The sequence below is a fragment of the Frateuria sp. genome, from assembly GCF_035943815.1.
Lineage (GTDB): Bacteria > Pseudomonadota > Gammaproteobacteria > Xanthomonadales > Rhodanobacteraceae > Frateuria_A.
Genome location: NZ_DASZBU010000019.1, coordinates 173,620 through 199,653 on the forward strand (window position 1 = coordinate 173,620; position 26,034 = coordinate 199,653).

The 26,034-nt window shown below is 68.8% G+C and carries 25 protein-coding genes and 1 pseudogene; 13 read left to right on the forward strand and 13 right to left on the reverse strand.

Annotation, left to right across the window (positions count from 1 at the left end):
• The 4 genes from VGU65_RS14560 to VGU65_RS14575 all read left to right on the forward strand — a co-directional run bounded on the left by VGU65_RS14560 (position 1) and on the right by VGU65_RS14575 (position 2,375).
• Positions 1-360 (forward strand): EamA family transporter, encoded by a 360-nt coding sequence (locus tag VGU65_RS14560; RefSeq protein WP_327476900.1) that lies wholly within the window; start codon positions 1-3, stop codon positions 358-360.
• On the forward strand, positions 357-764 hold the full coding sequence (locus tag VGU65_RS14565) for a DMT family transporter (RefSeq protein ID WP_327476902.1): 408 nt from the start codon (positions 357-359) through the stop codon (positions 762-764). Before VGU65_RS14560 ends, VGU65_RS14565 begins: the two co-directional genes overlap by 4 nt.
• 8 nt (positions 765-772) lie before the next feature.
• Entirely contained in the window at positions 773-1,981 is a 1,209-nt protein-coding gene (locus VGU65_RS14570; protein WP_327477264.1) for a DegT/DnrJ/EryC1/StrS family aminotransferase, read from the forward strand.
• A 97-nt stretch (positions 1,982-2,078) separates the two neighbouring features.
• A complete protein-coding gene (locus tag VGU65_RS14575) occupies positions 2,079-2,375 on the forward strand; it encodes a PepSY domain-containing protein (protein WP_327476904.1) in 297 nt (98 codons plus the stop codon).
• A gap of 6 nt (positions 2,376-2,381) precedes the next feature.
• Here the strand turns inward: VGU65_RS14575 and VGU65_RS14580 are convergent, their stop codons facing one another.
• The 13 genes from VGU65_RS14580 to VGU65_RS14645 all read right to left on the reverse strand — a co-directional run bounded on the left by VGU65_RS14580 (position 2,382) and on the right by VGU65_RS14645 (position 15,359).
• Positions 2,382-3,245 carry an arginase family protein gene (locus VGU65_RS14580; RefSeq protein ID WP_327476906.1) on the reverse strand — a complete coding sequence of 288 codons (864 nt, stop codon included), beginning with the start codon at positions 3,243-3,245 and terminating at the stop codon, positions 2,382-2,384.
• Positions 3,242-4,294 (reverse strand): GNAT family N-acetyltransferase, encoded by a 1,053-nt coding sequence (locus VGU65_RS14585; protein WP_327476907.1) that lies wholly within the window; start codon positions 4,292-4,294, stop codon positions 3,242-3,244. The genes VGU65_RS14580 and VGU65_RS14585 overlap by 4 nt, the downstream gene beginning before the upstream one ends.
• 7 nt (positions 4,295-4,301) lie before the next feature.
• Positions 4,302-5,522, reverse strand: coding sequence for a beta-ketoacyl-[acyl-carrier-protein] synthase family protein (locus VGU65_RS14590; protein ID WP_327476908.1), 1,221 nt, complete (start codon positions 5,520-5,522; stop codon positions 4,302-4,304).
• Positions 5,519-5,803, reverse strand: a complete 285-nt coding sequence (locus VGU65_RS14595) for an acyl carrier protein (RefSeq protein WP_327476909.1) — start codon at positions 5,801-5,803, stop codon at positions 5,519-5,521. Before VGU65_RS14595 ends, VGU65_RS14590 begins: the two co-directional genes overlap by 4 nt.
• Positions 5,804-5,851: 48 nt before the next feature.
• Positions 5,852-7,255 carry an aspartate aminotransferase family protein gene (locus tag VGU65_RS14600; RefSeq protein ID WP_327476910.1) on the reverse strand — a complete coding sequence of 468 codons (1,404 nt, stop codon included), beginning with the start codon at positions 7,253-7,255 and terminating at the stop codon, positions 5,852-5,854.
• A 15-nt stretch (positions 7,256-7,270) separates the two neighbouring features.
• Positions 7,271-7,978: an MtnX-like HAD-IB family phosphatase gene (locus VGU65_RS14605; RefSeq protein WP_327476911.1), complete on the reverse strand. Its 708-nt coding sequence runs from the start codon at positions 7,976-7,978 to the stop codon at positions 7,271-7,273.
• 89 nt (positions 7,979-8,067) lie between these two features.
• A complete protein-coding gene (locus tag VGU65_RS14610; protein ID WP_327476913.1) occupies positions 8,068-8,442 on the reverse strand; it encodes a response regulator in 375 nt (124 codons plus the stop codon).
• Positions 8,442-9,938: an ATP-binding protein gene (locus VGU65_RS15690; protein WP_414655831.1), complete on the reverse strand. Its 1,497-nt coding sequence runs from the start codon at positions 9,936-9,938 to the stop codon at positions 8,442-8,444. The genes VGU65_RS14610 and VGU65_RS15690 overlap by 1 nt, the downstream gene beginning before the upstream one ends.
• On the reverse strand, positions 9,935-10,564 hold the full coding sequence (locus tag VGU65_RS14625) for a TOL_0243 family YfiR-like periplasmic protein (protein ID WP_327476914.1): 630 nt from the start codon (positions 10,562-10,564) through the stop codon (positions 9,935-9,937). The genes VGU65_RS15690 and VGU65_RS14625 overlap by 4 nt, the downstream gene beginning before the upstream one ends.
• A 3-nt stretch (positions 10,565-10,567) precedes the next feature.
• On the reverse strand, positions 10,568-12,484 hold the full coding sequence (locus VGU65_RS14630) for a TOL_0244 family TonB-dependent receptor (RefSeq protein WP_327476916.1): 1,917 nt from the start codon (positions 12,482-12,484) through the stop codon (positions 10,568-10,570).
• A gap of 247 nt (positions 12,485-12,731) precedes the next feature.
• Entirely contained in the window at positions 12,732-13,175 is a 444-nt protein-coding gene (locus VGU65_RS14635) for a DNA-3-methyladenine glycosylase I (protein ID WP_327476918.1), read from the reverse strand.
• Positions 13,176-13,232: 57 nt separating this feature from the next.
• On the reverse strand, positions 13,233-14,285 hold the full coding sequence (locus VGU65_RS14640; protein WP_327476920.1) for an NAD(P)-dependent alcohol dehydrogenase: 1,053 nt from the start codon (positions 14,283-14,285) through the stop codon (positions 13,233-13,235).
• Between the two features lie 249 nt (positions 14,286-14,534).
• Positions 14,535-15,359, reverse strand: a complete 825-nt coding sequence (locus tag VGU65_RS14645) for a Crp/Fnr family transcriptional regulator (RefSeq protein ID WP_327476922.1) — start codon at positions 15,357-15,359, stop codon at positions 14,535-14,537.
• 287 nt (positions 15,360-15,646) lie between these two features.
• Here VGU65_RS14645 and VGU65_RS14650 point away from each other — a divergent pair, with 287 nt between their 5' ends.
• The 9 genes and pseudogenes from VGU65_RS14650 (at position 15,647) to VGU65_RS14695 (ending at position 26,014) form a co-directional block, all read left to right on the forward strand.
• Positions 15,647-17,233 carry a sensor histidine kinase gene (locus tag VGU65_RS14650; RefSeq protein WP_327476924.1) on the forward strand — a complete coding sequence of 529 codons (1,587 nt, stop codon included), beginning with the start codon at positions 15,647-15,649 and terminating at the stop codon, positions 17,231-17,233.
• A gap of 297 nt (positions 17,234-17,530) precedes the next feature.
• A complete protein-coding gene (locus VGU65_RS14655; RefSeq protein ID WP_327476926.1) occupies positions 17,531-17,920 on the forward strand; it encodes a hypothetical protein in 390 nt (129 codons plus the stop codon).
• A gap of 65 nt (positions 17,921-17,985) precedes the next feature.
• A complete protein-coding gene (locus VGU65_RS14660) occupies positions 17,986-18,144 on the forward strand; it encodes a hypothetical protein (protein WP_327476927.1) in 159 nt (52 codons plus the stop codon).
• Positions 18,145-18,275: 131 nt separating this feature from the next.
• The gene (locus VGU65_RS14665; RefSeq protein ID WP_327476929.1) at positions 18,276-19,274 is read left to right on the forward strand and encodes a sulfate ABC transporter substrate-binding protein; all 999 of its coding nucleotides are present in this window, start codon (positions 18,276-18,278) and stop codon (positions 19,272-19,274) included.
• A gap of 1 nt (position 19,275) precedes the next feature.
• The gene (gene cysT / locus VGU65_RS14670) at positions 19,276-20,103 is read left to right on the forward strand and encodes a sulfate ABC transporter permease subunit CysT (protein WP_327476931.1); all 828 of its coding nucleotides are present in this window, start codon (positions 19,276-19,278) and stop codon (positions 20,101-20,103) included.
• Complete coding sequence (gene cysW, locus VGU65_RS14675; RefSeq protein WP_327476933.1) at positions 20,100-20,960, forward strand: sulfate ABC transporter permease subunit CysW; 861 nt, start codon at positions 20,100-20,102, stop codon at positions 20,958-20,960. Before cysT ends, cysW begins: the two co-directional genes overlap by 4 nt.
• A 67-nt stretch (positions 20,961-21,027) precedes the next feature.
• Positions 21,028-22,074, forward strand: a pseudogene (locus VGU65_RS14680) (sulfate/molybdate ABC transporter ATP-binding protein); the annotation flags it as partial.
• A gap of 740 nt (positions 22,075-22,814) precedes the next feature.
• Positions 22,815-23,726 carry a peptidylprolyl isomerase gene (locus VGU65_RS14690; RefSeq protein WP_327476935.1) on the forward strand — a complete coding sequence of 304 codons (912 nt, stop codon included), beginning with the start codon at positions 22,815-22,817 and terminating at the stop codon, positions 23,724-23,726.
• A gap of 158 nt (positions 23,727-23,884) precedes the next feature.
• The gene (locus tag VGU65_RS14695) at positions 23,885-26,014 is read left to right on the forward strand and encodes an AsmA family protein (protein ID WP_327476937.1); all 2,130 of its coding nucleotides are present in this window, start codon (positions 23,885-23,887) and stop codon (positions 26,012-26,014) included.
• Positions 26,015-26,034 lie beyond the last annotated feature (20 nt).

The window sequence follows — 26,034 nt, forward strand, 5'->3', positions numbered from 1 at the left end:
ATGCCGCTGCTGACCATCGGCCTGTGGCTGGCCAACGTAGTGGTGGATACCTGCGGCCAGCTCACCTTCAAGGCAGCCGCCGGCGACCCCGATGCGGGCGATGGCCTGGCGCGCTGGCGGCACATGGCCAGCCGGCCGTGGCTGTGGATCGGCGTGGGCTGCTACGTCATCGAGTTCATGGTGTGGATCGCCTTCCTCTCGCTGGTGCCGCTGTCCCAGGGCGTACTGCTGGGCTCGATCAACATCGTGGCGATCATGGTGGCCGGGCGCTTCCTGTTCGGCGAGAAGCTCACCCGCCTGCGCGCGGCCGGCATCCTGCTGGTGAGCCTGGGCGTGGCCATCGTGGGAGCGGGCGGATGAAGCGCTTCTATTTGTTCGGCTTCTTGCTGCTGATGGCGTTCGACACGCTGGCGCAGATCTCCTTCAAGCTCGCCGGCGACCACGCGCTGCCGGTAGCGGCAGATGCCGCCTGGCTGCTGCGCGTGTTCGGCGCGCCCTGGATCTACGGCGCGCTGGTCGGTTACCTGGGTGCGTTCTTCACCTGGATGAGTCTGCTCAAGCACGCACCGATCGGCCCGGCCTTCGCCGCCTCGCACCTGGAGGTGGTGAGCGTGATGCTGCTGTCGGTGTGGCTGTTCCACGAGCCGCTCACCGTGCCGCGGGTGCTGGGCGCCGTGGCGATCGTGGCCGGCATCATCTGCCTGGGCCTGGCCGAGTCGGACGATGCGGGGCACGCCCCGGCGGATGGCGCCGGGCACGCGTGAGCCCCGCGATGCCGCGCACGCGCCTGCACGAGGTTCCGCCGACGGCCGGCCTGCCGCTGCGCCTGGCCGATCTCCTGCCCGGCCGCACGGACCTGGCCGGGCGCATCGCCGCCTTGCTGGACATGCCGCCGCTGCAGTTGGAGTGCTCCGGCACCGCCGCGCTGCTGCTGACCCTGCGCGTGCTGAAGGCGCGTTCGCCGCGGCGTCCGGTGGTGGTGGTGCCGGCCTATACCTGTCCGCTGGTGGCCATCGCCGTGCACTGCGCCGGGCTTCGCCTGCGCCTGTGCGACCTCCGGCCCGGTCACTACGACATGGACCCGCAGGCGCTCGCCGAGGCCTGCCGCGAGGACACCCTCGCCGTGCTGCCGACGCATCTTGCCGGGCGCGTGGCCGATATCGATACCGCCGTGTCAGTGGCGCGCAGAGCCGGCGCCTACGTGATCGAGGATGCCGCGCAAGCACTCGGCGCGCGCGACCGCGGCGCCAGCGTGGGCCTGCGCGGGGATGTCGGCTTCTTCAGCCTGGCCGCCGGCAAGGGTTTGTCGATATACGAGGGCGGCCTGCTGCTGGCGCGCGAGCCCGAATTGCGCGAAGCGTTGCGGCGCGCCCACGCCGATGTACCGCGCAGCCTCGGGTGGGAACTGCGCCGCAGCCTGGAGTTGCTCGGGCTGGCCGCGCTCTACCGGCCGCTTGGCCTGGGTCTCGCCTACGGCCGGCCGTTGCGCGCAGCCCTGCGCCGAGGCGATCCGGTGGCCGCGGTGGGCGACCACTTCGGGCCGACCATTCCGTTCCACCGCGTCGGTGCATGGCGCCGCGCGGTGGGCGCGCACGCAGCCCCGCGGCTGCCGGCCTTCCTTGCCACGCTCGCTGCACAGGCGGCGTCCCGGGTGTCGCGCCTGAGACAGATCGCAGGTGTCGAGGTCCTGGGCGATCCGCCCGGTGCGCAAGGCACCTGGCCGTTCCTGCTGCTGCGCCTGCCCGATACGCGCATGCGCGACGCCACGCTGGCGCGGCTCTGGCAGGCCGGCCTGGGCGTCAGCCGCCTGTTCATCCACGCCCTGCCCGACTACGCCTACCTGGCCGACCGCGTGCCGCGCCAGGACGTACCCAACGCCCGCGACTTCGCCGCGTGCACGCTGACCGTGAGCAACAGCCCGTGGCTGGACGAGGCGGCGTTCGGGCTGATCGCCGACGAAATCGCGCGAACCGTGGCCTGAACCGCGCCGCGCGCGGTAAGCGTGATCTAAGTCCGACGCGGGATGCTGCCCATGCGGACCGACCCGTCCGCGCCCATCCCTTCCCAGGAGACCCCTCATGCGCAAGTGGATTCCCTTGACCTCCCTGCTGGTTCTCGGCACCGCCGCCCTCGGCGCCCAGGCCAGCCGCGTGACGCCCGCCGCCAACCCGCACATCAGCATGGCCGAGGCCCGCGCCATCGCGCTGAAAGCATCCCCAGGCAAGATCACCAAGGAAGAGCTGGAAAAGGAAAAAGGCGGCAGCGGTCTGCGCTATTCCTTCGACATCGCAGCCAACGGCGTCACCCATGAGGTCGGCGTGGATGCGATGGACGGCAAGGTGCTGGAAAACTCGATCGACAACGACAAGGACTGAACGAGCTCAGCCCGCACGGCCGATGGCCGCCAGCAACCGCTCGTTGAGGGCGTGCTGCTGCGCCTGCCAGGCGGCGAGTTCGGTCGGGTCGACCGCAGGCTGTTCGTCGATCGCCGAGAGCCGCCGCTTGAGCCAGCTGCGGTAGCGATAGTGCGAAATCTCGCCGGTGATGTCGCTGCCGACCAGGCCGCCCTGCAGGCCGTCGATCAGGGCCAGTCCGTGCTCCAGCTGCAGCCGGCCCTGGTCCCAATTGGTGCGTGCCACCTCGGGCGCAAACACATCCTTGTCGATTGAAAGGTAGGTCGGCAGCTGGCGCCGTGCGGCGAGGAACCCGGCGACCAGCGCCTGCGGGTCGTCGAAGCGATGGAACGCGTGCGCCAGTCCCAACCGCCGAGCCCAACCCACGTCCACGTCCAGGCACCAGTAGCTGAGCTTGCCCCTGCGCAACGGAGCCAGGTAGTTCTCCCAGGCATGCGCGCGGCCGATATCGCCCGAGGTGATGCCCACCACGTGCACCTGGCTGACCTGCGGCAGCATCGCCACACGGCGCACCCACGAGCCGCAGTGCACGCCGAAGGCGTAGCGCATGTTGTCCGGGTGGTTGTCCAGCACCACCACCTGGAACGGCGTGCGCGCGTGCGTGCGTTCGATCAGCGGCCAGCTCAGGTGGTGGAAGTCGCCGCTGCCCAACAGCACCGTGCCGTGCGCGGTCGGCAGCGTCTCGTCCAGCACGCGGCGGAACCGCGCGAGCGTGGATAGCGTGCAGCCGAAGCGCAGCGCCTCCTGCCAGTGCTCCAGCGGCACCACCAGGCGATCGGCCAGCGGACCGACCGAATGGTCGATGTCCAATACCACCGGGCGACCGTTCATCGTGCCGTCCCGCTCATAGCTTCGCCCTCGAACCAGTGCGCGCAACGGCGCAGCAGCGCGCGCAGCAGCGGGTTGCGCAGGTAAACCGCATGGCGCGTCATGCTCAGCGTGGCGCCCAGGTAGCTCTTGATGGCCGCGTCGGTCCAGCCGGCGACGTAGTGGCTCAGGTTGCGCTGGCGGGCGTATTCGAGGTTGTGCATCCAGCTCACGGCGTACAGGTTGTGCTCTCGCGCCTGCGGATAGGCGAAGCCCACGTACTTGTCCACCAGCATGCCGCCGTATTCGTAGCAGAGGTTCCAGCCGATCAGCCGGCCCTCGCTGCGCCAGGCGAAGACGACGCCGCCGCTGGCGGCATCCTGCAGCACGGCACGGAAGAACGCCTGGTCGAGCAGGTCGAAATGGATCTCGCTCTGCGCATGCACGTTGGCGTAGAGCGCGTAGAGCTGCTCGACGAGGGCCATGTCGGCGAACGCGGCGCCGGTGGCGAGCGCATCGACCTGCAGCCGCTCGCGCGCGCGCAGCTTGCGGCGGATGTCCTTGCGGCGGGAGGCCGACAGCCGTGCGAGATAGTCGTCGGCGGAGTCGAAGTCGATCGGCACCCAGGCCAGCGGCATGCCTTCGAGCAGCACGAAGCCGCGCGCGACCAGCGCCGCGGCGAAGGCGCGGGCTTGGGCGTTGGCGCGCACGTCGAGCAGGGGCGAGTCCTGCGGCAAGTCCTTGACGATAAGCAGCGCGCACTCGCGGCCGTAGGCGGCCAGCAATTCCTCGGCCAGCGCCGCCGGCGCAGCGCGCGAGGGCAGCGGGGCGTACTCAGTCACGGTGCAGCCGGCAAAGCGCGTGCGCCAACGCAGCAGGCGTCCCCACCGGCGATACAGCGGCAGGCCGGCGATGCGCCGGCGCAGCGCGTCGTCCATGGTGGTCAGCAGGTCGAAGCGTGCCTGGAACACCGGCATGCCCGACGCCGAGCGATGCGCGGTGAAGTCCTGCGGCGGATGGGCGAGGAAGTGCTCGACCAGCGATTCGGGCTCGAGCGCGGTCGAGAACGGCATGGCGGCGTCAGGCCTTGGTTAGCGCGAGCACCGCGTTGAGGCCGCCGAAGGCGAACGAGTTGCTGAGCGCCGCGCGCACGGGCATCGCGCGCGGCACGTTGGGCACGTAGTCCAGGTCACAGGCCGGGTCGGGAACATCGAGATTCGCCGTGGGCGGCACTACGCCCTCGCGCAGCGCACCGATCACCGCCACCAGCTCCAGCGCGGCGGCCGCGCCCAGTGCGTGGCCGTGCATGGACTTGGTGGAGGACACCGCCAGACGGTCGGCATGGGTGCCGAACACCTGCCGGATGGCGCGCGTCTCGGTAGGGTCGTTGGCCGGCGTTCCGGTGCCGTGGGCGTTGATGTAGTCCACGTCCTGCGGTTTCAGTCCCGCATCGGACAGCGCCAGCGCCATGGCGGCGCTGCCGCCGGCCGGGTCGGGTGCCACGATGTCGCCTGCGTCGGCGCTCATGCCGAAGCCCACCAGCTCGGCCAGCACGGTCGCGCCGCGCGCGCGGGCGCGGTCCATCGACTCGAGCACGAAGATGCCCGCGCCCTCGCCCAGCACCAGGCCGCGGCGGTCGGCGCTGAACGGGCGGCAGGTGTCGTCCGCCAGCACGCGCATGGCTTCCCAGGCACGCAGCACGCCGTAGGACAGGCAGGCCTCTGCGCCGCCGGTAACGGCCACGTCCGCCAGGCCGGCGCGGATCATCAACGCCGCCTGCGCGATGGCATGGTTGGCGGAGGCGCAGGCGCTGGAGACGGCGAACACCGGCCCGCGCAAGCCATGCGCCATGCTGATCTGGCTGGCCGGCGCATTGGCCATCACCCGCGCGATGGTGAGCGGATGCAGCCGCTGCGCGTTCTCGGCGTAGAGGCGCCGGCTGGTTTCGTCCTGCGTGGTCTCGCCGCCCACGCCGGTGCCGATGACCACCGCGGTACGGTGGCCCAACTCTTCGGCGCTGAAGTCCAGGCCGGATTGGGCGATCGCCTCGTTCGCGGCATACAGCGCGAACTGCGAGGTGCGGTCGAGCATGGGCAGCACGCGCTCGTCGAACAGGCGCACGGGGTCGAAGCTCTCGGGCACCTGGGCGGCCACGCGCACGCGCAGCCGGCCGGCCTCCGCATGGCGCAACGGGCGGATGCCGCTGGCGCCTTCACGCAGGCCTTGCCACAACGGTTGTGCCCCTTCACCGAAGGCGCTGATCGCGCCCATGCCGGTGATCGCGATGCGCGTCCTGCTCAAGCCGTGGCCTCCGACCCGCCCGATTTCGCCTGCAACGCCGTGCGCACGGCGTCGATCAGGCTCTGCACGGTGTCGGTGTCGAAATTGGCATGCTCGTCCGGGAAGGTGATGTCGAAGTCCTCCTCGATATCGAAGATGAGTTCGATCGCCTCCAGCGAAGCTATCCCTAAGTCCTTGAGCGTCGCTTCCGGCTTGAGCAGCGCCGGGTCGATCTTCGCCTGCTTGGCGATGATCGCGTAAAGGCGTTCGCGGATGGCTTCGTCGGATTGCGGAGCATTCATGGTGAGGTCCTCCACGGCAGCCGCCACGGTTGAGTTCAAGGGCCGCGCTCAGCCGTTCTTGGCGCGGGTCAGCAACTGGTCCAGCAGCGCGATGGCCAGGTCGATCTCCTCGTGCGTGATGTCCAGCGATGGCGCCAGAGTGATCACGTTCTTGTACCAACCGCCGACGTCGAGCACCAGGCCGATCGGCTTGCCGTTGTGCTTCAGGTCGCCTGCCAGACCGATGTCGACCATCTTGTCCAGCAGCGCCTTGTTGGGGGTGAAGCCGTCGTCGGTGCAGATCTCCGCACGCAGCGCCAGGCCCAGGCCGTCGACGTCGCCGATTTCCTTGTGGCGCTTCTGCAGGTCGCGCAGGCCGTCGAGGAAGTGCGCGCCCTTGGCGGGAACGCTGGTCTCGTAGTCGAGCTCGTAACCCATCCGGATGACTTCGAGGCCCAACGAAGTGCCCAGCGGGTTGGAGTTGAAGGTCGAGTGAGTGGAGCCCGGCGGGAACACGGTCGGGTTGATCAGCTCCTCGCGCGCCCACAGGCCCGACAGCGGATTGAGCCCATTGGTCAGCGCCTTGCCGAACACCAGCACGTCCGGGGTCACGCCGAAATGCTCGATCGACCACAGCTTGCCGGTGCGCCAGAAGCCCATCTGGATCTCGTCGACCACCATGAGGATGCCGTACTGGTCCAGCACCTTCTTGAGGTCGCGGAAGAAGTTCATGGGCGGGATGACGTAGCCGCCGGTGCCCTGGATCGGCTCGACGTAGAACGCCGCGTACTCGGCCTGGCCGACCTTCGGATCCCACACGCCGTTGTACTCGGTTTCGAACAGCCGGGCGAACTGGCGCACGCATGCGTCGGAGTACTCGTCCGCCGTCATGCCCTTGGGCCGGCGGAACGGATACGGGAACGGGATGAACATCGCGCGCTCGCCGAAGTGACCGAAGCGGCGGCGGTAGCGGTAGCTGGAGGTGATCGAGGAGGCGCCCAGCGTGCGGCCGTGATAGCCGCCCTCGAAGGCGAACATCAGGCTCTTGCCGTTGCTGGCGTTGCGCACCAGCTTGAGCGAGTCCTCGATCGCCTGCGCGCCGCCGACGTTGAAGTGCACGCGGCCCTTCCGACCGAACTTGCCCTCCACGTCCAGCGCGATGGTCTTGGCCAGCTCGATGCGGGTCTGGTGCAGGTACTGGCTGGCCACCTGCGGCAGCAGGTCGATCTGGTGCTTCAGCGCGTCGTTGAGGCGCTGGTTGCCGTAGCCGAAGTTGACCGCCGAGTACCACATCTGCAGGTCGAGGAAGGGAACGTCCGCACTGTCGTACATCCAGCTGCCTTCGCAGCGGCGGAAGATCTTGGGCGGATCCACGTAGTGGACGGTGTCGCCGAAGGAGCTGTACTTGGCCTCGTCGGCGAGCAGCTGCGCGTCGTCGATCACCACGGAGGTGCGCTTGTCGAATGCGTTCATGGGTAGTCCGGAAACTTAGGCGGGGGTGCCCAGCGGTGCGGGCGACACGGGGTGCTCGATCAGGCTGCCATCGAGCAGGGCCGGCAGCAATTCCAGCGCGTCCTCGAAGCCGGTAATCGGAACGTAGGGAATGCCTGCGGCACGGCAGTGCTCGATCAGACGGTGCTTGGCGAAGACGAAGTCGACGCGGTCGGCCACGCAGAAGTCCGAGGCGCCGTCACCGATCAGCAGGGTCTTGCCGGCGCCCTCGGCGCGCGCCTGCTCCGCGCAGGCGCACTTGCAGGTGCCGCTGCTGCAGCCATCGACCTGGAACGGCGAACTCAGCTGCCAGCGTTGCGGCGGAATGCCAGGCGACAGGTGGTTGGCGCGGACCGGCAGGTCGGCCAGGCCGTGGCGGCCTAGGATGCGGCCGATCGCGTAGTCCAGGCCGTCGCTCACCACGCGGATGGGCACGTTCAGTTCGCGCGCCCTGGCGACGAAGCCGGGGAAGGCATGGTCGATCCACACCTCGGCCAGGTGGCTGTCGAGCTCTTCGCGGCTCATGTCGAGCAACGCCACCTGCCCGCTCATGCATGCGCGCGAGCCGATGCGGCCTGCGCGCCAGTCGCGCTCCAGTTGATCCCAGCCCGGGCGTCCGTAGCGGTCCAGCAGGGAGTCGATCACGTCCTCGACGGAAATGGTGCCGTCGAAGTCGCACAGAATGGTCCAGCCAGTTGGGTTCATCGGATCTTAGGAGTCGGTCGGGCGGGCATCGAATGTATCGATGCGATCTTTCTCGCTCCTTTCCGGCGCCGTGCCGCGCCCGACCCGCTTCAGCTGCCCAGCGCGGCGGCGATCGTGCCTGGCAGGGCCTCCAGCGAGAAGGGCTTCTGCAGCACGCGGTACACCACCGACTCCAGTGCCGGCGGCAGCGGCGAGGGCGCGTAGCCGGTCATCAGGATCACCTTCAGCCCCGGGCGCAGCGCGGTGCCGGCTTCGGCGACACGGTAGCCGTCGATGTCGGGCAGCTTGATGTCGCTCAGCAGCAGGTCGATCTGGAGGTCCGATTCGAGCGCCTGCAGCCCGGCGCTGCCGTCGCTTGCTTCGAACACGCTGTAGCCCGCGTCGGTGAGGCCTTCGGCCACCAGTTCGCGCAGGAAGGCCTCGTCTTCGACGAGCAGGACACGGGGGGATGGGGCGGAGGTCATCAGGGTTCCTTGCGGGAGGATTCGGCCGGCGCGCGCGGCAGCAGGATGTGGATGGTCGTGCCGCGCCCCGGCTCGCTCTCGATGCGGGCCGCGCCGTGTGATTGCACCACATAGCCGAGGATGGTGCTCAGGCCCAGGCCGGTGCCCTTGCCGACCGGCTTGGTGGTGAAGAACGGATCGAAGGCTTTGGCGCGGACGTCTTCGCTCATGCCCACGCCGCTGTCGATCACCTGCAGGTGCACGTAGTCGCCTTCGTGCAGCTCGTCCATCGGATGGGCGGCATCGACCCGGACGTCTGCGGTCCGCACGGTGATCCGCCCTCCCTCGGGCATGGCGTCGCGCGCATTGATGACCAGATTGAGGATCGCGTTCTCCAGCTGGTGGGAGTCGCATGCCACCGGCCAGCGCGAAGCGAGCTGGTATTCCACGCTCGCGCGGGAACCGACCGAATGATCCAGCAGCGGCTGGATGCCCTGGATCAGCCCGTCCAGCAGCAGCACGCGCATCGACAGGGGCTGGCGGCGGGCGAAGCTCAACAGCCGGTGGGTCAGGCTGGCGGCCCGTTCGACGCCGCCCTGCGCCATCTCCAGGTAACGCCCGTTCTGTCGATGCCATGCCTCGCGGCGTTCCAGCAACTCGAGGTCCTGTGCCGATACTAGCGTGCCCTGCCCGCCCTCCCGGATATCGATACGCTCGCGCGCGGCCTGGGCTACGCGCTCGATCAGCGGATCGCCCTGCTGCAGCTTTTTCTGCAGCAGCCCGAGGCTGCTCTTGATGATCATCAGCAGGTTGTTGAAGTCGTGCGCGATGCCGCCGGAAAGCTGGCCGATCGCCTCCATCTTCTGGCTTTGCCGCAGCGCTTCCTCGGTGCGCTCGCGCTGCTCCATCTCCGCGCTCAGCCGTTCGTTGGCGTCGGCCAGCTCCCAGGCACGCTGGCGCAGCTCGACGTTGGCGCGGGTCAGCACGCGCTGGGCCAAGGCCAGCGCCGAGATCATCAGCACCGCCATGATCGTCAGCAGCGCCACGCCGCTGTAGCGGGCCAGCTGCACGATCAACGGCGCGTCCGCGGCGCGCAGGTAGACCATGCCGATCGGCGTCGTGCCCTGGCGCGCGCGCACCGCCACCAGCAGATGGTCGCGCGGCAGGCGACCGCCGTTGCCCAGGCTGTCGGCGATGGGCTCGCTGCCCTCGCGCTGGAACCCGGCCACCTCACGGTGCGACTCGCCGTACACGGCGGCTGCATCCAGGCGTGGATCGAGCATCAGCGCGTTGACGTACTCCTGGGCTGCGGCGCGGTCGTTGAAGGCGATCGCCGCGGTCACGCTGGCGGCCAGGATCCGGGCCTGCACGGTGAGCTGGCGGCGGTGCTCGGATTGCCCCCAGTGATACTGGTAGCCGGCGGCAAGCGCGCCGGCGAGCAGCAGCAACGCGGCCGCCACCAGGGTCAGCACCGGGCGGAACGCAAATCGCTGGCGGCTGCCGTCCCGCTTGCTCATGGCGGGTCCTTGACCGCCAGCGCCAGGTTGAGCAACTTCGAGCTGATCGTGATGTGGTTGCGCGCGGCAGCGGCGGTATCGATCTCGAAGCGCACACGCCCGCTGTCGATCACGAACTGCACGATGCCGCCCACATGCGGCGTGGCCGAGTCGACCACCGTCAGCACCGGCTTGCCGCTGACCGCATCCAGCACTTGGCCGACGCCCTGCGCCGGCAAGCGGCCGAGGAACAGGATCTGGCACCCAGTGGCGGACGCCGCCGCATCGAGCCGCTGCACCTGGAACCGGTGCGTGCCGAGCCCGCGGCCGGCCACCGCGTTCTTCAGGTAGTCGCCGAACGGATCCTCGCCAACCACGCAGATGCGAAAGGGCGCATCCGCCGTGGCGAACTCCGACGGCGGCCAGTTGACGAAAGGCGCGAGCTTGTACAGATACGTCGCCTTGACCGCGTACTCGAGCGAGATCGTCGGAGCTCCCTGCTGCGCCGGCTGCGCCAGCGACTGGCCACTGGTGCAGGCCAGCAGCGCGAACAGGCCACCGAGCCACCGCAGCGCGCGGGATCGCGCGATGGCTAAGAAGGGTCTGGGTACGAACCGGTTCGGCGACTTCTGGGCAACCCGGCGCATGCGTCAGAATCTCAGCTGGGTGTCGAACGACACGCTACGCGCGATGCGGTCGCTGCCGGGAAACACGTATTCCTGGTGCCATGGATGCAACAGGTTGAAGCCCGAGAGGGAGAACTCCAGCCGGTCGCTCACCCGCCAGCCCAGCCGCGCGTCGAGTTCCACGTAGCCCGGCACCTTCGGGTCAGGCAGGGCCGAAACGCCGCGCAGGTCGGCCGATAGCGTCCAGCGGCCGGCAAAGTTCCATACCGAGCGGATGAAGCCCTGCCGGGCCGGATCGTTGCCAGCCTGCGACAAACCCAGCAGGCCGCTCGCGCCCGGCTTGAAGCGCAGACGCTGGTGCCGGGTCGTGAGGCCGGCGCCCAGCCGCCATCCATCGTCGATCGCGTAACTGCCCCAGGCCTCCAGGCCCCAGGTGTGCCCCTCCATGCCGTTTCCCCACACCAGCGGCAGCCGCGTGGACGAGGGCTCGATCGTCTTCAGGTCGTCATAGGCGTTGTAGTAGACCGACACGGACAGCATGGCCCGCGTGGCCATCTGCGTGCGCCAGCCGGCTTCGTAGGCGGTGAGCTTCTCGCTGCGGAAATCGGGATTGCCGGTCAGCAGGGTGAGGCTGCCGAGCTTCTCGATGACGTCCTCGTCGAACGGCGTGGGCGTTCGCACCGCGCGCGAGACGGCGGCCCATAGCAGCGTGTTGTCGCCCGGCTTCCACGCGAGCCTCGCGTTGGGCATCAGCGACAGGCCGGAATAAGGGTCGTCCTCGGCCTTGAGGCCCAGCGTCAGCTGCGTGCGCGGACCGAGCGCGACCTGGTCCTGCACGAACGCGTTGGCCAGGTTGCCGGTGTGCACCGCCGGGTTCCACAAGAGCGAACTGACCGTGCCGATGCGGGGGGTGATGACGTAGTGATAGATGCGGTCGCCCGCGCCCCACACGACTTGGTTGCGCTCGCCCAGGAGCAGGTTGTGCTGCAACTCGACGTCCCAGGTATCCAGGACGAAACCGGAGCCATCGGCATCCTTCCAGCGATGCACGCGGTCGTAGTAGGTCTGCACCTGCAGGCTCGAATCCGGGCTGAGCGTGCGCTGCCAGCGCGCCAGCACGTCGGCCTCGTTGCTGCGCGAATCGGGCGCGCCGGCCTGCCCCCGCCGCCGTTCGTGCAGGTCGCCCTGCAGGCTCAGCGCGTCGCCAGAACCGCCGTCCCAATCCACGCGGAAGCCCGCCTGCGGGCTGCGCCAGCCGTCGCGCGCGTCCTTGCCGGCGCTGTCGTCGAAGGATTCGCGCCGGATGTCCCGCGCGTAGACCCGGTAGTGTGCGTGCCCGCCGAGCGCACCGCCGTACTGCGCGGCCGCGCTGCGCTCCTGATTGCCCACGCTCACGTCCAGCAGGCCGCCCGGGGTGGCGGCCGCCTCGCGCGTGATGATGTTGATGACGCCGTTGACCGCGTTGGCGCCCCAAAGGGCGCCGCCAGGTCCGCTGATTACCTCGATGCGCTCGATGTCTTCGGGCATCACGTACTGGTCGTCCCAGTACATGCCCGAGAAGATCGGCGAATACACGCTGCGCCCGTCGATCAGCACCAACAGCTTGTTGGGAAAGTTCTGCGCGGCGTTGTTGCCGCTGAAGCCGCGCGCGGTGATCGTGTAGCCGCCGGGGCCGGTCTGGAAGACCTCCAGGTTCGGCGCCAGCCGCAACACGTCCGGCAAGGTGCTTGCACCGGAGCGCACGATGTCGTCATGGGTGATCACGTACACCGCGGCGGCCGCATCGGCCAGCGGCTCGGGGCTCTTGGCCACCGAGGACACCAGCAGCTTGCCCAGATTCTCCAGCGAAAGGTCGCCGAGATCCTGCGGCCCGGTAGTGGTTGCGGCGGCTTCGAGCGAAAGCGCCAGCAAGGCCACCACCATGGCGGTGCGCCGGCACACGCGTGTCCCCGCGCTCACACGGCCATACTTTCGCAAGACAACCTCGGCAAGCGCATGGATTCCATCCTCCCAGGGTCGTGGCGTGGGCAGCGGGATGCTGGAACCTGGAGTCAGTCGCAGCACGCTCCGCCCGTCTTTCCTGGCTTCCTTGGGCGCCGGAAAGCAGCCCGGCGAGTGTATCGGCTCGGCGCGAAGATCGCGTCTCCGGTCGGCAGGCGCGCACTGGAACTGTGCGGTCGGGCGCAACTCATTTCGTGCCGGAACCTCGGAAGGCACGCACGGACCAGCGGATCGACGGTGCGCCGATGTAGTGCGCCCAGGTGTCGATGTCACGCACCAGAGCCTCTTCGTCACCGCCGAAGGGGCGCAGATAGGCCAGCGCGCTCCCGAACCGCATGGCCAGTGCCTCGAGGTCGCGCGCATTGCGCCGAGTGGCCAGGATCTTCTTGCGGTTGCGGATCATGCCTGGCGACTGCATCAGCTCATCCAGCCGCAGGTCCGGCCAGCGCGCCATCACGCCAGGGGCGAACGGCGCGAAACCCTGCCGGATGCACGGCCAGCACGCCCGCACCACGGCGGGCCGGAAGCGCGCCTGGAAGACCGCCGCCGTCAGCACCTCGAAGATCTCCTCATCGCTTGCCGCCGGTCGGCCGCCCAGCGGACTCCAGCCTTCGACGACGGGCGCGCTCATGGACCAGGCAAGACCTTCCCCCGCGCCGCGGAGGAAGGCCGGCGAAGGGCCTATGGCCTATGGGCCTAGCGAGGCATTGTCGATGACGAAGCGGTACTTCACGTCGCTGCGCTGCATGCGATCGTAGGCCTCGTCGATCTTCTGCGCCGGGATCATCTCGATGTCGGCGACGATGCCGTGCTCGGCGCAGAAGTCGAGCATCTCCTGCGTCTCGGCGATGCCGCCGATCAGCGAGCCGGCGATGGAGCGACGGCCGAAGATCAATGTGCCGACGTTCGGGCTCGGGTGCGCATGCTCGGGCACCCCGACCAGGCACAGCGTGCCGTCGCGCTTGAGCAGGCGGGTGTAGGCGTCGAGGTCGTGGCTGGCGGCGACGGTGTTAAGGATGAAGTCGAAGCTGCCGGCGTGCTTGGCCATGTCGTCCGGGTTCTTCGAGATCACCACCTCGTCGGCGCCCAGCTCGTGCGCATCCTGGCGCTTGGACTCGGAGGTGGTGAACGCCACCGTGTGCGCGCCCATCGCATGGGCGAGCTTGATGCCCATGTGGCCCAGCCCGCCGATGCCGACGATGCCGACCTTCTTGCCGGGACCTGCACCCCAGTGGCGCAGCGGCGAATACGTGGTGATGCCGGCGCACAGCAGCGGGGCCACAGCGGCGAGCTGGTCCTCGGGATGGCGGATCTTCAGCACGAAGCGGTCGTCGACCACGATGCGCTGCGAATAGCCGCCCAGCGTGTGGCCGGGCGCATCCACGGTCTTGCCGTTGTAGGTGCCGACGAAGCCGTTCTCGCAGAACTGTTCCAGCCCCTCGCCGCAGGACGCACAATGCTGGCAACTGTCGACCATGCAGCCGACGCCCACGGTGTCGCCGACCTTGAAGCCGCTCACTTTGCTGCCGATCGCGCTGACATGCCCGACGATCTCGTGGCCGGGCACGCAGGGGTAGAGCGTGCCCGCCCATTCGGAACGCACCGTGTGCAGGTCCGAATGGCACACGCCGCAATAGGCGATGTCGATCTGCACGTCGTGCGCGCCCGGCTGGCGGCGCTGGATGTCCAGCGGTTCGAGCGGCTTGTCGCTGGCGAGGGCGCCGTAGGCTTTGGTGTTCATCGGAGGCTTCCTGTGGAAGTGGGGACCGGCGACCGTAGCAAAGCCCGCCGGCTTATCCAAGGTTTGCCGGGCCGGCCTACTACGGCCGCTGTCAGCCGTAACCAGCTTTCGCGCTGGCCGCGGAGGCTGCGTTGTCGCGGTGCGCGTTGAGGCAGGCGGTTTTACCCAGTCATCGCGGGTCGTTCTGCGCCCCGCATTGGCTTCTGTGCGGCTGCCGGTACGGGAGCTCGCGGCGGGAACGAAGTGTCACTAGCCCGGCATGCGTGAGCCAGGGGCGGCAACCGAGCCCAGTTTGAGGACGGTACTTTCCTCCTCGGTTGGGTAAACGCCCTGGAGCAGCTCATTGAAATGGCTGCGCACCGCGGCGTTGCATCCGCATGAAAGACGCTGCAGCTCATCCTTATCGCGCACGCGCACGCCACCGCGACGGGTTTCAAGCACGCCGCGCGACTTCATGCCTTGCACCACACGGCTGATGTAGCTGCGCCCGACGCCGAGCATCGAAGCCAGCTGCTCCTGGGTCAGCGGTACGTCATGATCACCGGTGCGATCCAGCGCGGCAACCAGCCACTTGGCGACCCGCTGCTCGATGGTGTGAGTCGCGTTGCAGGCGACCGACTGGAACACCTGTGCCAGGAGACAGTCCGCGTAGCGCGCGAACAGGTGCCGCAACGTCGGCGACTGCGTCTTGGCCTCCTCGAGCTCCCGCGATTCCATGCGGTAGAACGGGCCGGGGAACTGCACCAGGCCGCGCGCGTAGGCGGGCAGCCGCCCTTGGCTGACGATGCCGCCCAGCGCACCCTCCCTTCCGACCAGGGCGGTTTCCACACCTCGTCCGTCCTCCAGCATGACGACATAGGACACCAGGCTGGGACCGCACGGAAAGTAGACGGTGTGGACCGAATCGCCCGGCTCGTACAGGACCGTACCCGCTTCGGCAAACCAGGGCTTCACGCAGGGCATCAGCAACGACAAATCTTCCGCGCGCAAGGCCCGAAGCAGATTGTTCGCGGGCCGCTCGACACGGAGTTCCCGGACGTCGCTGCCCTGGTCGTTGTCCAGTTCCGAACCCATGCGTACCTCCACGGTGGGACGCCCCCCTCACCCGCTGAGCACGCTCCCAGCACCTCGTCATGAGGCACCCACAAAGGTGTTCGCAATGTGATCCCGCCGGCCAGCTGCCGCCTCTTGTTCAGTCCGCATGTTCACTAGTGAACATACACGCGGGGTGTTGCGTGCCTAAAGTTCCACCTCGCCGTTGTCGTGAAAGACGCGTCTCGGCAGCTCACCCTCCGGCCGTGCGCTAGGCCTTCCACGCTTGCCCCGCCACGACCGACGCGTCCCGGCGGCGCTGGGACCCCATGCGACAACACATCGAAGCTGGCTGCGCCAGCAAGGCCTTTCCGCTCCTCGAGCCTGCGGCCATCCAGCCGCATGGCGCGCTGCTGGCCGCCGACGCCGCCGGTTTCATCGCCTCGCTCGCCGGCGCCACCGGCAAGGTTTTCGGCTGCGCACCGCATGATCTGCTCGGCCGCCCGGTGGCAGCCATATCCTCGCCGGCCGGAACGATGCTCGCAGCGCCCCCGGAGCTGGCAGGTTATGCCCGCCACGTGGGTACCTGGCTTGCCCGCGACCACAACCGCTGGGACGTCTGCGCCCATCGCAGCGGGTTATACACCATGCTGGAGTTCGAGCCGGCGCCGGTGGAGGAGACCCATGCCGCGGTGGCCATTGCGGACATCCAGCAGGCCTGCGCCGCCTTCGAGTCGTGCGCCGACGTACCTGCTGCCTGCGTGGCCTGTGCGAAAGCCATCCGCCGGTTGACCGGGTTCCATCGCGTGACGGTGGCGCGCTTCGCCGCCGGTGCGACGGTCGTGGCGGCAGCGATGGAAGAAGCCGCTTCTTCGTCCTTGCCTTCGCTTGGCGACGTCCTGCCGTTTGCGCCCGACAGGGAAGTGCAGGCACACGCGGTTCCCGACCTGGCCTACCTGCCGGCGCCCGTGCTTCACGCCGGAACAGAGGAAGGCGGTCCGCATCTTGGCCACTGCCTGCTGCGCGGCATCGGGGCGGCCCAGCGCGTGCGACTGGGAAGCCTCGGCGTGGCGTCCTCACTGTGGTTGCCGATCAACGTGCGCGGCCGACCGTGGGGCATGGTCGCCTGCCATCACGCCGACACACGGGCCATACCATGCGCGCAACGCCTCGCCTGCGAACAGGTGGTGCGCGAATGCGTGTTGCGGATCGAGGCCTGCGAGTCGGACGAAAGGCTGCGGCAGGCCGATGCAAGGCAGCAAGCGCTGCATGGACACGCCGGACTGCTGGTGCAGGAAGCAAACCATCGCGTGCAGAACAGCCTTCATATTGCCGCCTCGATGCTGCAGTTGCAGGCGCGACATGCCGGCCAGGCGGTGGTACGGTCCGAGCTGCAAACTGCGGCCGCGCGCGTCGCCGCGGTCGGCGCCGTGCATCGACAGCTGAGCCGCCCGGGCGACCCGCACGACGTACCTTTGGATGTCTATCTGGGCCAGCTCTGCGTGGACCTCGCGCGCTCCTGGGGCGACGCCTGGATGGAGCAGCTGACCGTCGATGCCTGCCCGGTGACTCTCGCCGCCGACAGCGCGGTCAGCCTGGGCCTGGTGGTGACCGAACTGCTCATCAACGCAGCCAAGTACGCCTATCGCGGCTCGCCAGGTCCGATCAGTGTGCATGCGGCAATACAGGGGACGTGGCTGCACGTCGCCGTCAGCGATCGCGGTTGCGGCATCCACGGCGAGATCTTGGGGACCGGCCTCGGCTCGAGGCTGAACCGGCTGTTCGCCGCACAGCTCGGCGGCGACATCCAGTTGTCCTCTGGCGACACGGGTACCACGGTGACGGTGCGCGTTCCGTTGCCACAGCCGCTACAGGAAGGCGCAGCCGGGGCGACCGTCGAAGCCGGTGCCGACTGACCCGCGGGCAGCCCGCACGACCCCGCCGCCTGCCCGTCCATCTGCTGTTCGACCGCCCGCACTGTCCGGCCGGTCCGCACGCGGTTGTTAGGAAAAGTGGGAGGGAATGCTTCGCGACCCGCGACGAATGGCTAGCGGATGCTTGAACCCTGCTGTGTCGCAGTCGCGCCCAACATCCCCGGCAACATCCGAGTTAGGCCATGAACGCCGCGGGCACGCGCACGCACCGCTGCCCTCGTTCAGCCACCTGCAACAGGGCAAGCTCAACGAGGCCCTGCTTGCCTGCAACGGCGGGCGATGTTGCGCCGGCTGCGCGAAGCCGCCGCCGAAGCGCCGGGCACCGACTGGCGCTGCGTGATCGACGGCATGCGGCCGATCAACGCGCGCCTGTGGCAGCGGCTCTCGCAGGCGCAGCGTGGCGGTTCCTACACCATGCATCCAGCGAACCTGCGTGATCGAGGCCGACCTATGGGTGCAGGGCGTCCGGGCTCGATCACGCAAAGGGAATGTGCGGCGATGCAGGAAATACGCGTTGCCGCGCACGGCCTGGCGGGCTCGATGTCTCAGCCGCCGTCTGCAACTGCTGCGTTCGTCCGCGACCCCGTGCGGTTTGGACGTCCGCACGACCGGCAGGCGCGCGCCCGGCCGAAGTGGAAAAAAACGTCGCGGACGACGACGAACGCCTAGCGGATGCTTAACGGTTGCTGTGCTGGACTGCAATTCCCCGAGTACGCCGCTTCCCGAGGTGGACCATGTACGACGCACTCGACGTCGCCCCACCCTTCCCGCACCCGGCGGTGCGGCCGCCGGCGCTCGGTGCCCTGCCACGGTCGCGTGGCCGCCGACTGTTCCAGCGCGAGGCCCTCGACGACTGGGAAGGGGCCTGCCGCGGCATCGCGCCGCGAGGCTGATTCCACCCTCCATCCCGGGGATCGCATCACCCCACGACGCCGGCCCCGCCCATCCTGGCGCAGGCCACGGTGTCCGCGCCCCATCGTCCGTTGAGTTCAGACCTTTGCAGCACGATCCATGGAGAGACGTCATGAGAAAGCTGATTGCCTTGTGCGCCGCCCTCGCCATGCTCGCCGCTGCCGCGGCCCAAGCCGGCACCGCGACCCTGCTCAACGCCTCCTACGACCCCACGCGCGAGCTCTACCGCGACGTCAACGCCGCCTTCGCCGCGCAATGGAAAGCGCAGCACGGCCAGAGCGTGGCCATCCGCATGTCCCACGGCGGCTCGGGCAAGCAGGCGCGCGCGGTGGTCGACGGGCTGCCGGCCGACGTGGTGACGCTGGCGCTGGCCTACGACATCGACGTATTGGCCGACCGCAAGCTGCTCGCCGCCGACTGGCAGCAGCGCCTGCCGGACAACAGCTCGCCCTACACCTCGACCATCGTGTTCCTCGTGCGCAAGGGCAACCCGAAGCACATCCGCGACTGGTCAGACCTGGTGCGGCCGGGCGTGCAGGTGGTCACACCCAATCCCAAGACCTCCGGCGGCGCGCGCTGGAACTTCCTGGCCGCCTGGGGCTACGCGCTCAAGCAGCCGGGCGGCGACGAGGCCAAGGCGCGCGCCTTCGTGCACGAGCTATACAAGCACGTGCCAGTGCTGGACACCGGCGCGCGCGGCGCCACCAACACCTTCGTCCAGCGCGGCATCGGCGACGTGCTGTTGGCGTGGGAGAACGAGGCCATGCTGGCCAGGCAGGAGACAGGCGGCGCGAACGTCGAGATCGTCGTGCCTTCGATGAGCATCCTGGCCGAGCCGCCGGTGGCGGTGGTCGACGCCAACGTCGACAAGCACGGCACCCGCACGGTGGCCGAGGCCTACCTGAAATTCCTCTATTCGCCGCAAGGCCAGGCGATCGCGGCGAAGCACTACTATCGCCCGCGCTCGGAGCAGGTCATGGCGCAGTACGCGCGTCAGTTTCCGAAGGTGAACCTGTTCACCCTGAAGGACGCCTTCGGCGACTGGCGCCAGGTGCAGGCGAAGTTCTTCGCCAACGGCGCGGTCTTCGACCAGATCGGGCCGGGGACGTGACATGCGGCGGCGACGCATTCTCCCCGGCTTCAACCTCGGCCTCGGCTACTCGCTCGCCTATCTGGGGCTGATCGTGCTGCTGCCGCTGGCGGCGCTGGCCTGGAAGGCCTCGGGCCTGGGCTTCGACGGACTGGTGCGGCTCCTGCGCGTGCCGCGCACACTGGCGGCGCTAAAGCTCAGCTTCGGCGGTGCCGCGCTGGCGGCAGCCATCAACGTGGTGGTCGGCCTGCTGGTGGCATGGGTGCTGGTGCGCTACCCCTTTCCGGGTCGGCGCCTGTTCGACGCGGTGGTCGACCTGCCTTTCGCGCTGCCCACCGCCGTGGCCGGCATCGCGCTCACTGCGCTGTATGCGCCCAACGGCTGGATCGGCCAGTGGCTCGCCGCCGTCGGCATCCAGGTCGCCTACACGCCCCTGGGCGTGCTCGTGGCGATGGTGTTCGTGGGCTTTCCGTTCGTGGTGCGCACGTTGCAGCCGGTGCTCGAATCGCTGGAACGGGATGTCGAGGAAGCCGCCGAGACACTCGGTGCGTGGCGCTGGCAGGTGTTCCTGAAGGTGATCCTGCCGATGCTCGCGCCGACCCTGCTGACCGGCTTCGCGCTGGCCCTGGCGCGTGCGGTCGGCGAGTACGGCTCGGTGATCTTCATCGCGGGGAACATCCCGATGAAGTCGGAGATCGCCCCGTTGCTGATCGTGCAGAACCTCGAACAGTTCGACTACGCCGGCGCGGCCGCGCTGGGCGTGGCGATGCTGGCGTTCTCCTTCGTGCTGCTGCTGGCGATCACGCTGCTGCAGCGATGGAGCCATCGCTGGGCGGAGGGCGCGCCATGAGCGGGCGTGACCCTCGTGCGCCCGGCTGGTCCCGCCTGCTCGGCCGCGGCCTGCTTACGCTCGCCGCCGTGGCGTTTCTCACCGTCTTCCTGCTGCTGCCGCTGGCGACGGTGTTCGTCGAGGCGCTGCGCCAGGGCATGGGCGCGTTCTTCGCCAGCATCGGCCAGGACGAGGCGCGCTCGGCGATCGCGCTCACCTTGCTGGTGGCGGCGATCGCGGTGCCGTTGAACCTGGTCTTCGGGATAGCCGCGGCGTGGGTGATGGCGCGCTTCGAGTTTCGCGGCAAGGCGCTGTTGGGGGCCTTCATCGACCTGCCCTTCTCGGTTTCGCCGGTTGTTTCTGGCCTGGTCTACGTGCTGCTGTTCGGCGCGCAGGGCTGGTTCGGGCCGTGGCTGGAGTCCCATGGCATCGGCATCATCTTCGCCGTGCCCGGCCTGGTGCTGGCGACGATGTTCATTACCTTGCCGTTCGTGGCGCGCGAGTTGATCCCGCTGATGCAGGCGCAGGGCAACGAGGAGGAGGAAGCGGCCCGCGTGCTGGGCGCCAGCGGCTGGCAGATGTTCTTTCGCGTGACGCTGCCGAACATCCGCTGGGCGCTGCTCTACGGCGTGCTGCTGTGCAATGCGCGCGCCATGGGCGAATTCGGCGCGGTGTCGGTGGTGTCCGGACACATCCGCGGGCTGACCACCACGATCCCGCTCGAGGTGGAGATGCGCTACAACGAGTACGACTACGTCGGCGCGTTCGCCGTGGCCTCGCTGCTGGCACTGCTCGCGCTGCTGACGCTGGTGGTCAAGAGCCTGCTGGAATGGCGTTACGGCGGCGAGCTGGCGTTGCATGCGCCGGGCGGACGCTGAGCGATGCCGATCCCGCCGCCCTTGCCCCTTCCCTTGTCTCTCGGCAATCCGTGAGAGAAGCGAACCCATGACGCTCGAACTGTCCGGTCTCAACCGCCGCTTCTCCGACTACCCGGCGCTCAACGACGTCAGCCTGAGCATCGCTCCAGGCGAGTTCCTCGCCCTGCTCGGCCCTTCCGGCTCGGGCAAGACCACCCTGCTGCGCATCCTTGCGGGCCTGGACTATCCCGAGAGCGGGCGCGTGTCGTTCAACGGCACGGACTTCCTCGCCGTAGCACCGCGCCAGCGCAACGTCGGCCTGGTGTTCCAGCACTACGCGCTGTTCCGCCACCTGACCGTGGCGGACAACGTGGCGTTCGGGCTGCGCGTGCGACCGCGGCGCCTGCGGCCCAAGCGCCCGGAGATCAGGGCGCGCGTCGAGCAGTTGCTCAAGCGCGTGCAGTTGGAAGGCTTCGGCAAGCGCTATCCCGCGCAACTGTCCGGCGGCCAGCGCCAGCGCGTGGCCCTGGCGCGCGCGCTGGCGGTGGAGCCGGACCTGTTGTTGCTGGACGAACCCTTCGGCGCCCTCGATGCGCAGGTCCGCGTCACGCTGCGCCGCTGGCTGCGGCGCCTGCACGAGGAGCTGGGCCTGACCACGGTGTTCGTCACCCACGACCAGGAGGAAGCGCTGGAGCTGGCCGACCGCGTCGCCGTGATGAACGGAGGGCGCATCGAGCAGGTCGGCACGCCGCAGGAGATCTACCAGCAGCCGGCCACGCCGTTCGTCTGCCAGTTCATCGGCAAGGTCAACCATTTGGCCTTGCGCCGCGAGGACGAACGCTACGCGGCCGGCGGCTGGATCTTCGCCGACGCGCCATGGCGGCGCGAACACGGGCATGCGATCGCCTACGTGCGGCCCGAACACCTGGCCCTGTCCACCACGCCGACGCCCGGCGCATGGCGGGCACAGCTGCGCCATGTCTACCTGGCCGGCGCCGTGGCGCACCTGGACCTGGATGTGTCCGCGCTGGACCAGTCGCTGGAGGCGGACATCGCCAGCGAAGATCTCGCCCGCATGGAGCTGCATGCCGGCGCCGACCTGTACGTCTCGCCGAGCCACGCAGTGATCTTCCCGCTGGGTCGCGATGGCCAACCGCTGGCGGAGGACCGCTGGCTGTGGCGAGCGGGGGCCATGACGGCCCCTGCCCGCCTGCCGTTGCGCCGCTCAGAAGCTGAACTGGGCACGCAGCGCGTAGATGGTGGGATCCAGCGGTAGCTTGCCGCGTTCGCTGAAGGCGCGGATGTCGTTGGCCTGCAACTGAAGTGCGTGCCGAGAAATCGTATCCGGCATCGACCGTCAATACGCCTTTCCTGGCGACGTACGGATTCACTTTCTGACGCCGCCAGGTCTGTGCACCGTCGAAACGGCCGGCGCCATCGGGCAGCCTGTCCTCGCCGATCTGGTTGGAGTCGTGCTGGAACAGCCCCCTTGGCGTCGCCACGCGAAACACCGGTCGGCCAGGCACTCGCATCGGCCGCCGCGCCAGCCTGAGCGAAGCCGTAGGCGAGGAGGGCCGCCGCCCATGCCCTTGCACGCAAGATCGCTCCCATCGGACAGTCGCCCGCAATGGTTTTTCGTGTAGCTCCAACCCGGCGTGAAAGCGTTCCGGCCATGCATTATCGGAAGCAACGAGGTAGTTTAATGAAAATGCTGGCAGCGCAATATTTCGCCCAAATTCAAAATACTTTTCCTGCAGTGGAAAGACATTCTCGCCGATTATCAAACGGCACTCGTCAGGTTGCGAAATACCTTGTTCGCCGTTCGGCAGTCCTAAACGCTATAAGCTTCTCGAGCCCAACCTTAAGGACCCACCCATGCGCCTATTCCTGCTCGCCCTCGCCCTTGCCAGCCTGACGCTGCCCGCGCTGGCCGTCGCCGACACGGCTACGCCCACGCCGAAGGAATTGCTGGCGCGGTCGCAGCCGCGGGAATGGCGCACGCCGGACCCGGCCAATCTGCTCGATATGAAGCTGCCCGGCGGCCACGTGCTGATCGAACTGGCGCCGCACTTCACTCCGCTGCACGCGGCCAACATCCGCACGCTGGTGCACGAGCATTATTTCGACGGCCTGGCGATCGTCCGCGTGCAGGACAACTTCGTCACGCAATGGGACGACCCGGCCGCGGACGACGAAGACAAGGCGCACATCAAGCCGCTGGGCAGCGCGAAGCAAAGCCTGCCCCCGGAGTACACCCGCCCGATCGATCCCAGGCTGGAATGGACGTCGCTGCCCGACGGCGACGTGTACGCGCCGCAGGTGGGCTTCTCCGAAGGTTTCCCCGTCGCGCGCGATCCGGCCGCCGGGCGCGAATGGCTGACGCATTGCTACGGCGCGATCGGCGTGGCGCGCGACGTCGACCCGCATAGCGGCAACGGCAGCGCGCTCTACGCCATCATCGGCCAGGCCCCACGTGGCCTGGACCGCAACCTCGCCATCGCCGGCCGCGTGATCCAGGGCATGGAGCTGCTCTCGGCGATGCCGCGCGGCCCTGCGCCGATGGGCTTCTACACCGACAAGGCGCAGCGCGTGCCGATCGAGTCGGTGCGCCTGGCCGCCGACCTGCCGCCCGCACAGCGCCCGAAGATCGAAGTGCTGCGCACCGACAGCGCCACCTTCGCCAAGCTCATCGAGGCCAAGCGCAACCGCCGCGATGCGTTCTATACGGCGCCGGCGGGCAAGATCGATTTGTGCAGCATCACGATCCCCTCGCGCGAGGCGAAATAATTCACCGCTCCTGCATGCCTTCGCCGCGCGCAGCACGTGGCGAGGGCCGCCTGCCTGTTCGGGCATGAAGCCCTGGCCGCCCCGACGACGAAATTTTCTCGCCGCTGCCGTTAAGCAGGTACCGACGCCGTTTGGCGCCGCCGACCCGGGCGCGGTGAATGACGCACCGCTTCAAACTTGGGCACTGGATCGCCGGCGTGCTGGCGGGCCTGACCGTGCTGCTGGTAATCGCGGTGGCGCTGTTCGACTGGAACCGGCTCAAGCCCTTCATCGACGACAAAATGAGCCAGGCGATCGGCCGGCCGTTCGCGATCCGCGGCGACCTCAGCCTGGCGTGGCGGCGCGATCCGGCGCTCGGCGGCTGGCACGCCTGGCTGCCGTGGCCGCAGTTCACCGCGCGTGACATCGCCATCGGCAACCCGCCCTGGGCGAGCCGGCCGCAGTTCGCCACCTTGCAGTCGCTGCGCTTCGAGCTCGCGCCGCTGCCGCTGTTCGCGCACCGCATCGACGTGCCCACGCTGCAGCTGGTGCAGCCGGCGGTGGACCTGGAACGCGACCGGCAGGGCCGCGCGAGCTGGACCTTCACCTTGCCGCAGGGCGGCGCGCCGTCGGCGTGGAAGCTGGAACTGGGCGCGATCGGCTTCGACCGCGGCACCGTCACGCTGGACGACGCGCAGACGGCGAGCCGCCTGACGGTGACGGTGACACCGCTGCAAGGCGCGATCCCCTACGACCAGATCGTGGCGCAGCAGTCGCAGTCCGCGCGCGAGCACGTCGGCCAGGCCATGGGCGCAACCGCGAAGAAAGCGCTGGCGCCGACCGACCAGAGCGATACCGCGGTCGGCCAGCACGGCGCCGCCGACTACATGTTCGGCTGGCACGCCGAAGGGCGCTACAAGGGCGCGCCGGTGAAGGGCGATGGACGCACCGGCGGCGTGCTCGCGCTGCGCGGCGGCGGAAGCCCCTTCCCCCTGCAGGCCGACGTGCAACTGGGCCGCAGCCGCGTCGCGTTGGTCGGCACGCTCACCGACCCGCTCGAGCTGGGTGCACTGGACCTGCGGCTGTGGCTCTCCGGGCCGAGCATGGCGACGCTGTACCCGTATACCGGCGTCACCCTGCCCGACACGCCGCCCTATGCCACCGAGGGTCATCTCCAGGCGACCCTGGACAGCACGCGCGGCAACCATTTCAGCTACCGGCATTTCCACGGCCGCGTCGGCGACAGCGACATCGGCGGCGACGTGGCCTTCGACACCGGCGGCGCGCGCCCGAAACTGAGCGGCACCCTGCGCTCGAGGCTGCTGCGCTTCGCCGACCTGGGAGTGCTGGTCGGCGCCGATTCCAGTGCGCACAAGCAGCAGCGCGGCGACGCCACGCCGCAGCCGCCCGACAAGCTGCTGCCGGTCGAGCCGTTCCGCACCGACCGCTGGCGCGCGATGGATGCGGACGTCGGCTTCAGCGGCGAGCGCATCGTGCGCGACAAGGCGGTGCCGCTCGACGCGCTGCAGACCCACATCGTGATGGACGCGGGCAAGCTCACGCTCGAGCCGCTGCGCTTCGGCCTCGCCGGCGGCCAGGTGCAGGGCGCGCTGCGGCTCGACGGCGGCAAGGCACCGATGCAGGGCCGGCTGGATCTTTCCGCGCGGCACCTCAAGCTCAAGCAGCTTTTCCCCAACGTGCAGACCATGCGCAGCAGCCTGGGCGAGATCAACGGCGAGGTGCAGCTCGGCGCACAGGGCAATTCCGTCGCCGCACTGGCCGGCAGCGCCGACGGCCAGGTGCGGCTGGTGATGAACGACGGTGCGATCAGCAAGACGCTGCTCGAAACCGCCGGCCTCAACGTGGGCAACATCGTCATCGGCAAGTTGTTCGGCGACCAGACCGTACAGATCAATTGCGCCGCGGCGGACCTGGGCGCCAGGAACGGCCTGTTCGACGTGCGCCTGTTCGTGTTCGACACGCCCGACGCGCTGGTCAACATGGATGGCACGGTGGACATGGGCAGCGAGAAGCTCGACCTCACCGTGAAGCCGCACACCAAGGGCCTGCGCGTCTTCTCGCTGCGCTCGCCGCTCTACGTGCGCGGCACGCTCAAGCATCCGGACGTGGGCGTGCAGAAGGGGCCGCTGCTGGCCCGTGGCGCCGGCGCGGTGGCGCTGGGGGTGGTCGCGGCCCCGGCCGCGGCGCTGCTCGCGCTGGTCGTACCCAGCCAGGACAGGAACGAAGGCGACAACACCTGCCGCGCCACCTTGCAGGCGCTGGGCAGGAAGAACGCCGGCTCCCGCTGAGTAAGGACATTCCAGCCCTG

What these genes read in the sequence shown, in the direction of transcription:
- VGU65_RS14610 (WP_327476913.1), bottom strand. Translation starts at nt 8,442, where the DNA reads ATGACCTCCGCCCCATCCCCCCGTGTCCTGCTCGTCGAAGACGAGGCC.
- VGU65_RS14690 (WP_327476935.1), top strand. Translation starts at nt 22,815, where the DNA reads ATGCGCCTATTCCTGCTCGCCCTCGCCCTTGCCAGCCTGACGCTGCCC.
- VGU65_RS14640 (WP_327476920.1), bottom strand. Translation starts at nt 14,285, where the DNA reads ATGAACACCAAAGCCTACGGCGCCCTCGCCAGCGACAAGCCGCTCGAA.
- cysW (WP_327476933.1), top strand. Translation starts at nt 20,100, where the DNA reads ATGAGCGGGCGTGACCCTCGTGCGCCCGGCTGGTCCCGCCTGCTCGGC.
- VGU65_RS15690 (WP_414655831.1), bottom strand. Translation starts at nt 9,938, where the DNA reads ATGAGCAAGCGGGACGGCAGCCGCCAGCGATTTGCGTTCCGCCCGGTG.
- VGU65_RS14635 (WP_327476918.1), bottom strand. Translation starts at nt 13,175, where the DNA reads ATGAGCGCGCCCGTCGTCGAAGGCTGGAGTCCGCTGGGCGGCCGACCG.
- VGU65_RS14645 (WP_327476922.1), bottom strand. Translation starts at nt 15,359, where the DNA reads ATGGGTTCGGAACTGGACAACGACCAGGGCAGCGACGTCCGGGAACTC.
- VGU65_RS14650 (WP_327476924.1), top strand. Translation starts at nt 15,647, where the DNA reads ATGCGACAACACATCGAAGCTGGCTGCGCCAGCAAGGCCTTTCCGCTC.
- VGU65_RS14570 (WP_327477264.1), top strand. Translation starts at nt 773, where the DNA reads ATGCCGCGCACGCGCCTGCACGAGGTTCCGCCGACGGCCGGCCTGCCG.
- VGU65_RS14660 (WP_327476927.1), top strand. Translation starts at nt 17,986, where the DNA reads ATGTACGACGCACTCGACGTCGCCCCACCCTTCCCGCACCCGGCGGTG.
- VGU65_RS14560 (WP_327476900.1), top strand. Translation starts at nt 1, where the DNA reads ATGCCGCTGCTGACCATCGGCCTGTGGCTGGCCAACGTAGTGGTGGAT.
- VGU65_RS14565 (WP_327476902.1), top strand. Translation starts at nt 357, where the DNA reads ATGAAGCGCTTCTATTTGTTCGGCTTCTTGCTGCTGATGGCGTTCGAC.
- VGU65_RS14600 (WP_327476910.1), bottom strand. Translation starts at nt 7,255, where the DNA reads ATGAACGCATTCGACAAGCGCACCTCCGTGGTGATCGACGACGCGCAG.
- VGU65_RS14595 (WP_327476909.1), bottom strand. Translation starts at nt 5,803, where the DNA reads ATGAATGCTCCGCAATCCGACGAAGCCATCCGCGAACGCCTTTACGCG.
- VGU65_RS14655 (WP_327476926.1), top strand. Translation starts at nt 17,531, where the DNA reads ATGTTGCGCCGGCTGCGCGAAGCCGCCGCCGAAGCGCCGGGCACCGAC.
- VGU65_RS14580 (WP_327476906.1), bottom strand. Translation starts at nt 3,245, where the DNA reads ATGAACGGTCGCCCGGTGGTATTGGACATCGACCATTCGGTCGGTCCG.
- VGU65_RS14665 (WP_327476929.1), top strand. Translation starts at nt 18,276, where the DNA reads ATGAGAAAGCTGATTGCCTTGTGCGCCGCCCTCGCCATGCTCGCCGCT.
- cysT (WP_327476931.1), top strand. Translation starts at nt 19,276, where the DNA reads ATGCGGCGGCGACGCATTCTCCCCGGCTTCAACCTCGGCCTCGGCTAC.
- VGU65_RS14625 (WP_327476914.1), bottom strand. Translation starts at nt 10,564, where the DNA reads ATGCGCCGGGTTGCCCAGAAGTCGCCGAACCGGTTCGTACCCAGACCC.
- VGU65_RS14575 (WP_327476904.1), top strand. Translation starts at nt 2,079, where the DNA reads ATGCGCAAGTGGATTCCCTTGACCTCCCTGCTGGTTCTCGGCACCGCC.
- VGU65_RS14585 (WP_327476907.1), bottom strand. Translation starts at nt 4,294, where the DNA reads ATGCCGTTCTCGACCGCGCTCGAGCCCGAATCGCTGGTCGAGCACTTC.
- VGU65_RS14695 (WP_327476937.1), top strand. Translation starts at nt 23,885, where the DNA reads ATGACGCACCGCTTCAAACTTGGGCACTGGATCGCCGGCGTGCTGGCG.
- VGU65_RS14605 (WP_327476911.1), bottom strand. Translation starts at nt 7,978, where the DNA reads ATGAACCCAACTGGCTGGACCATTCTGTGCGACTTCGACGGCACCATT.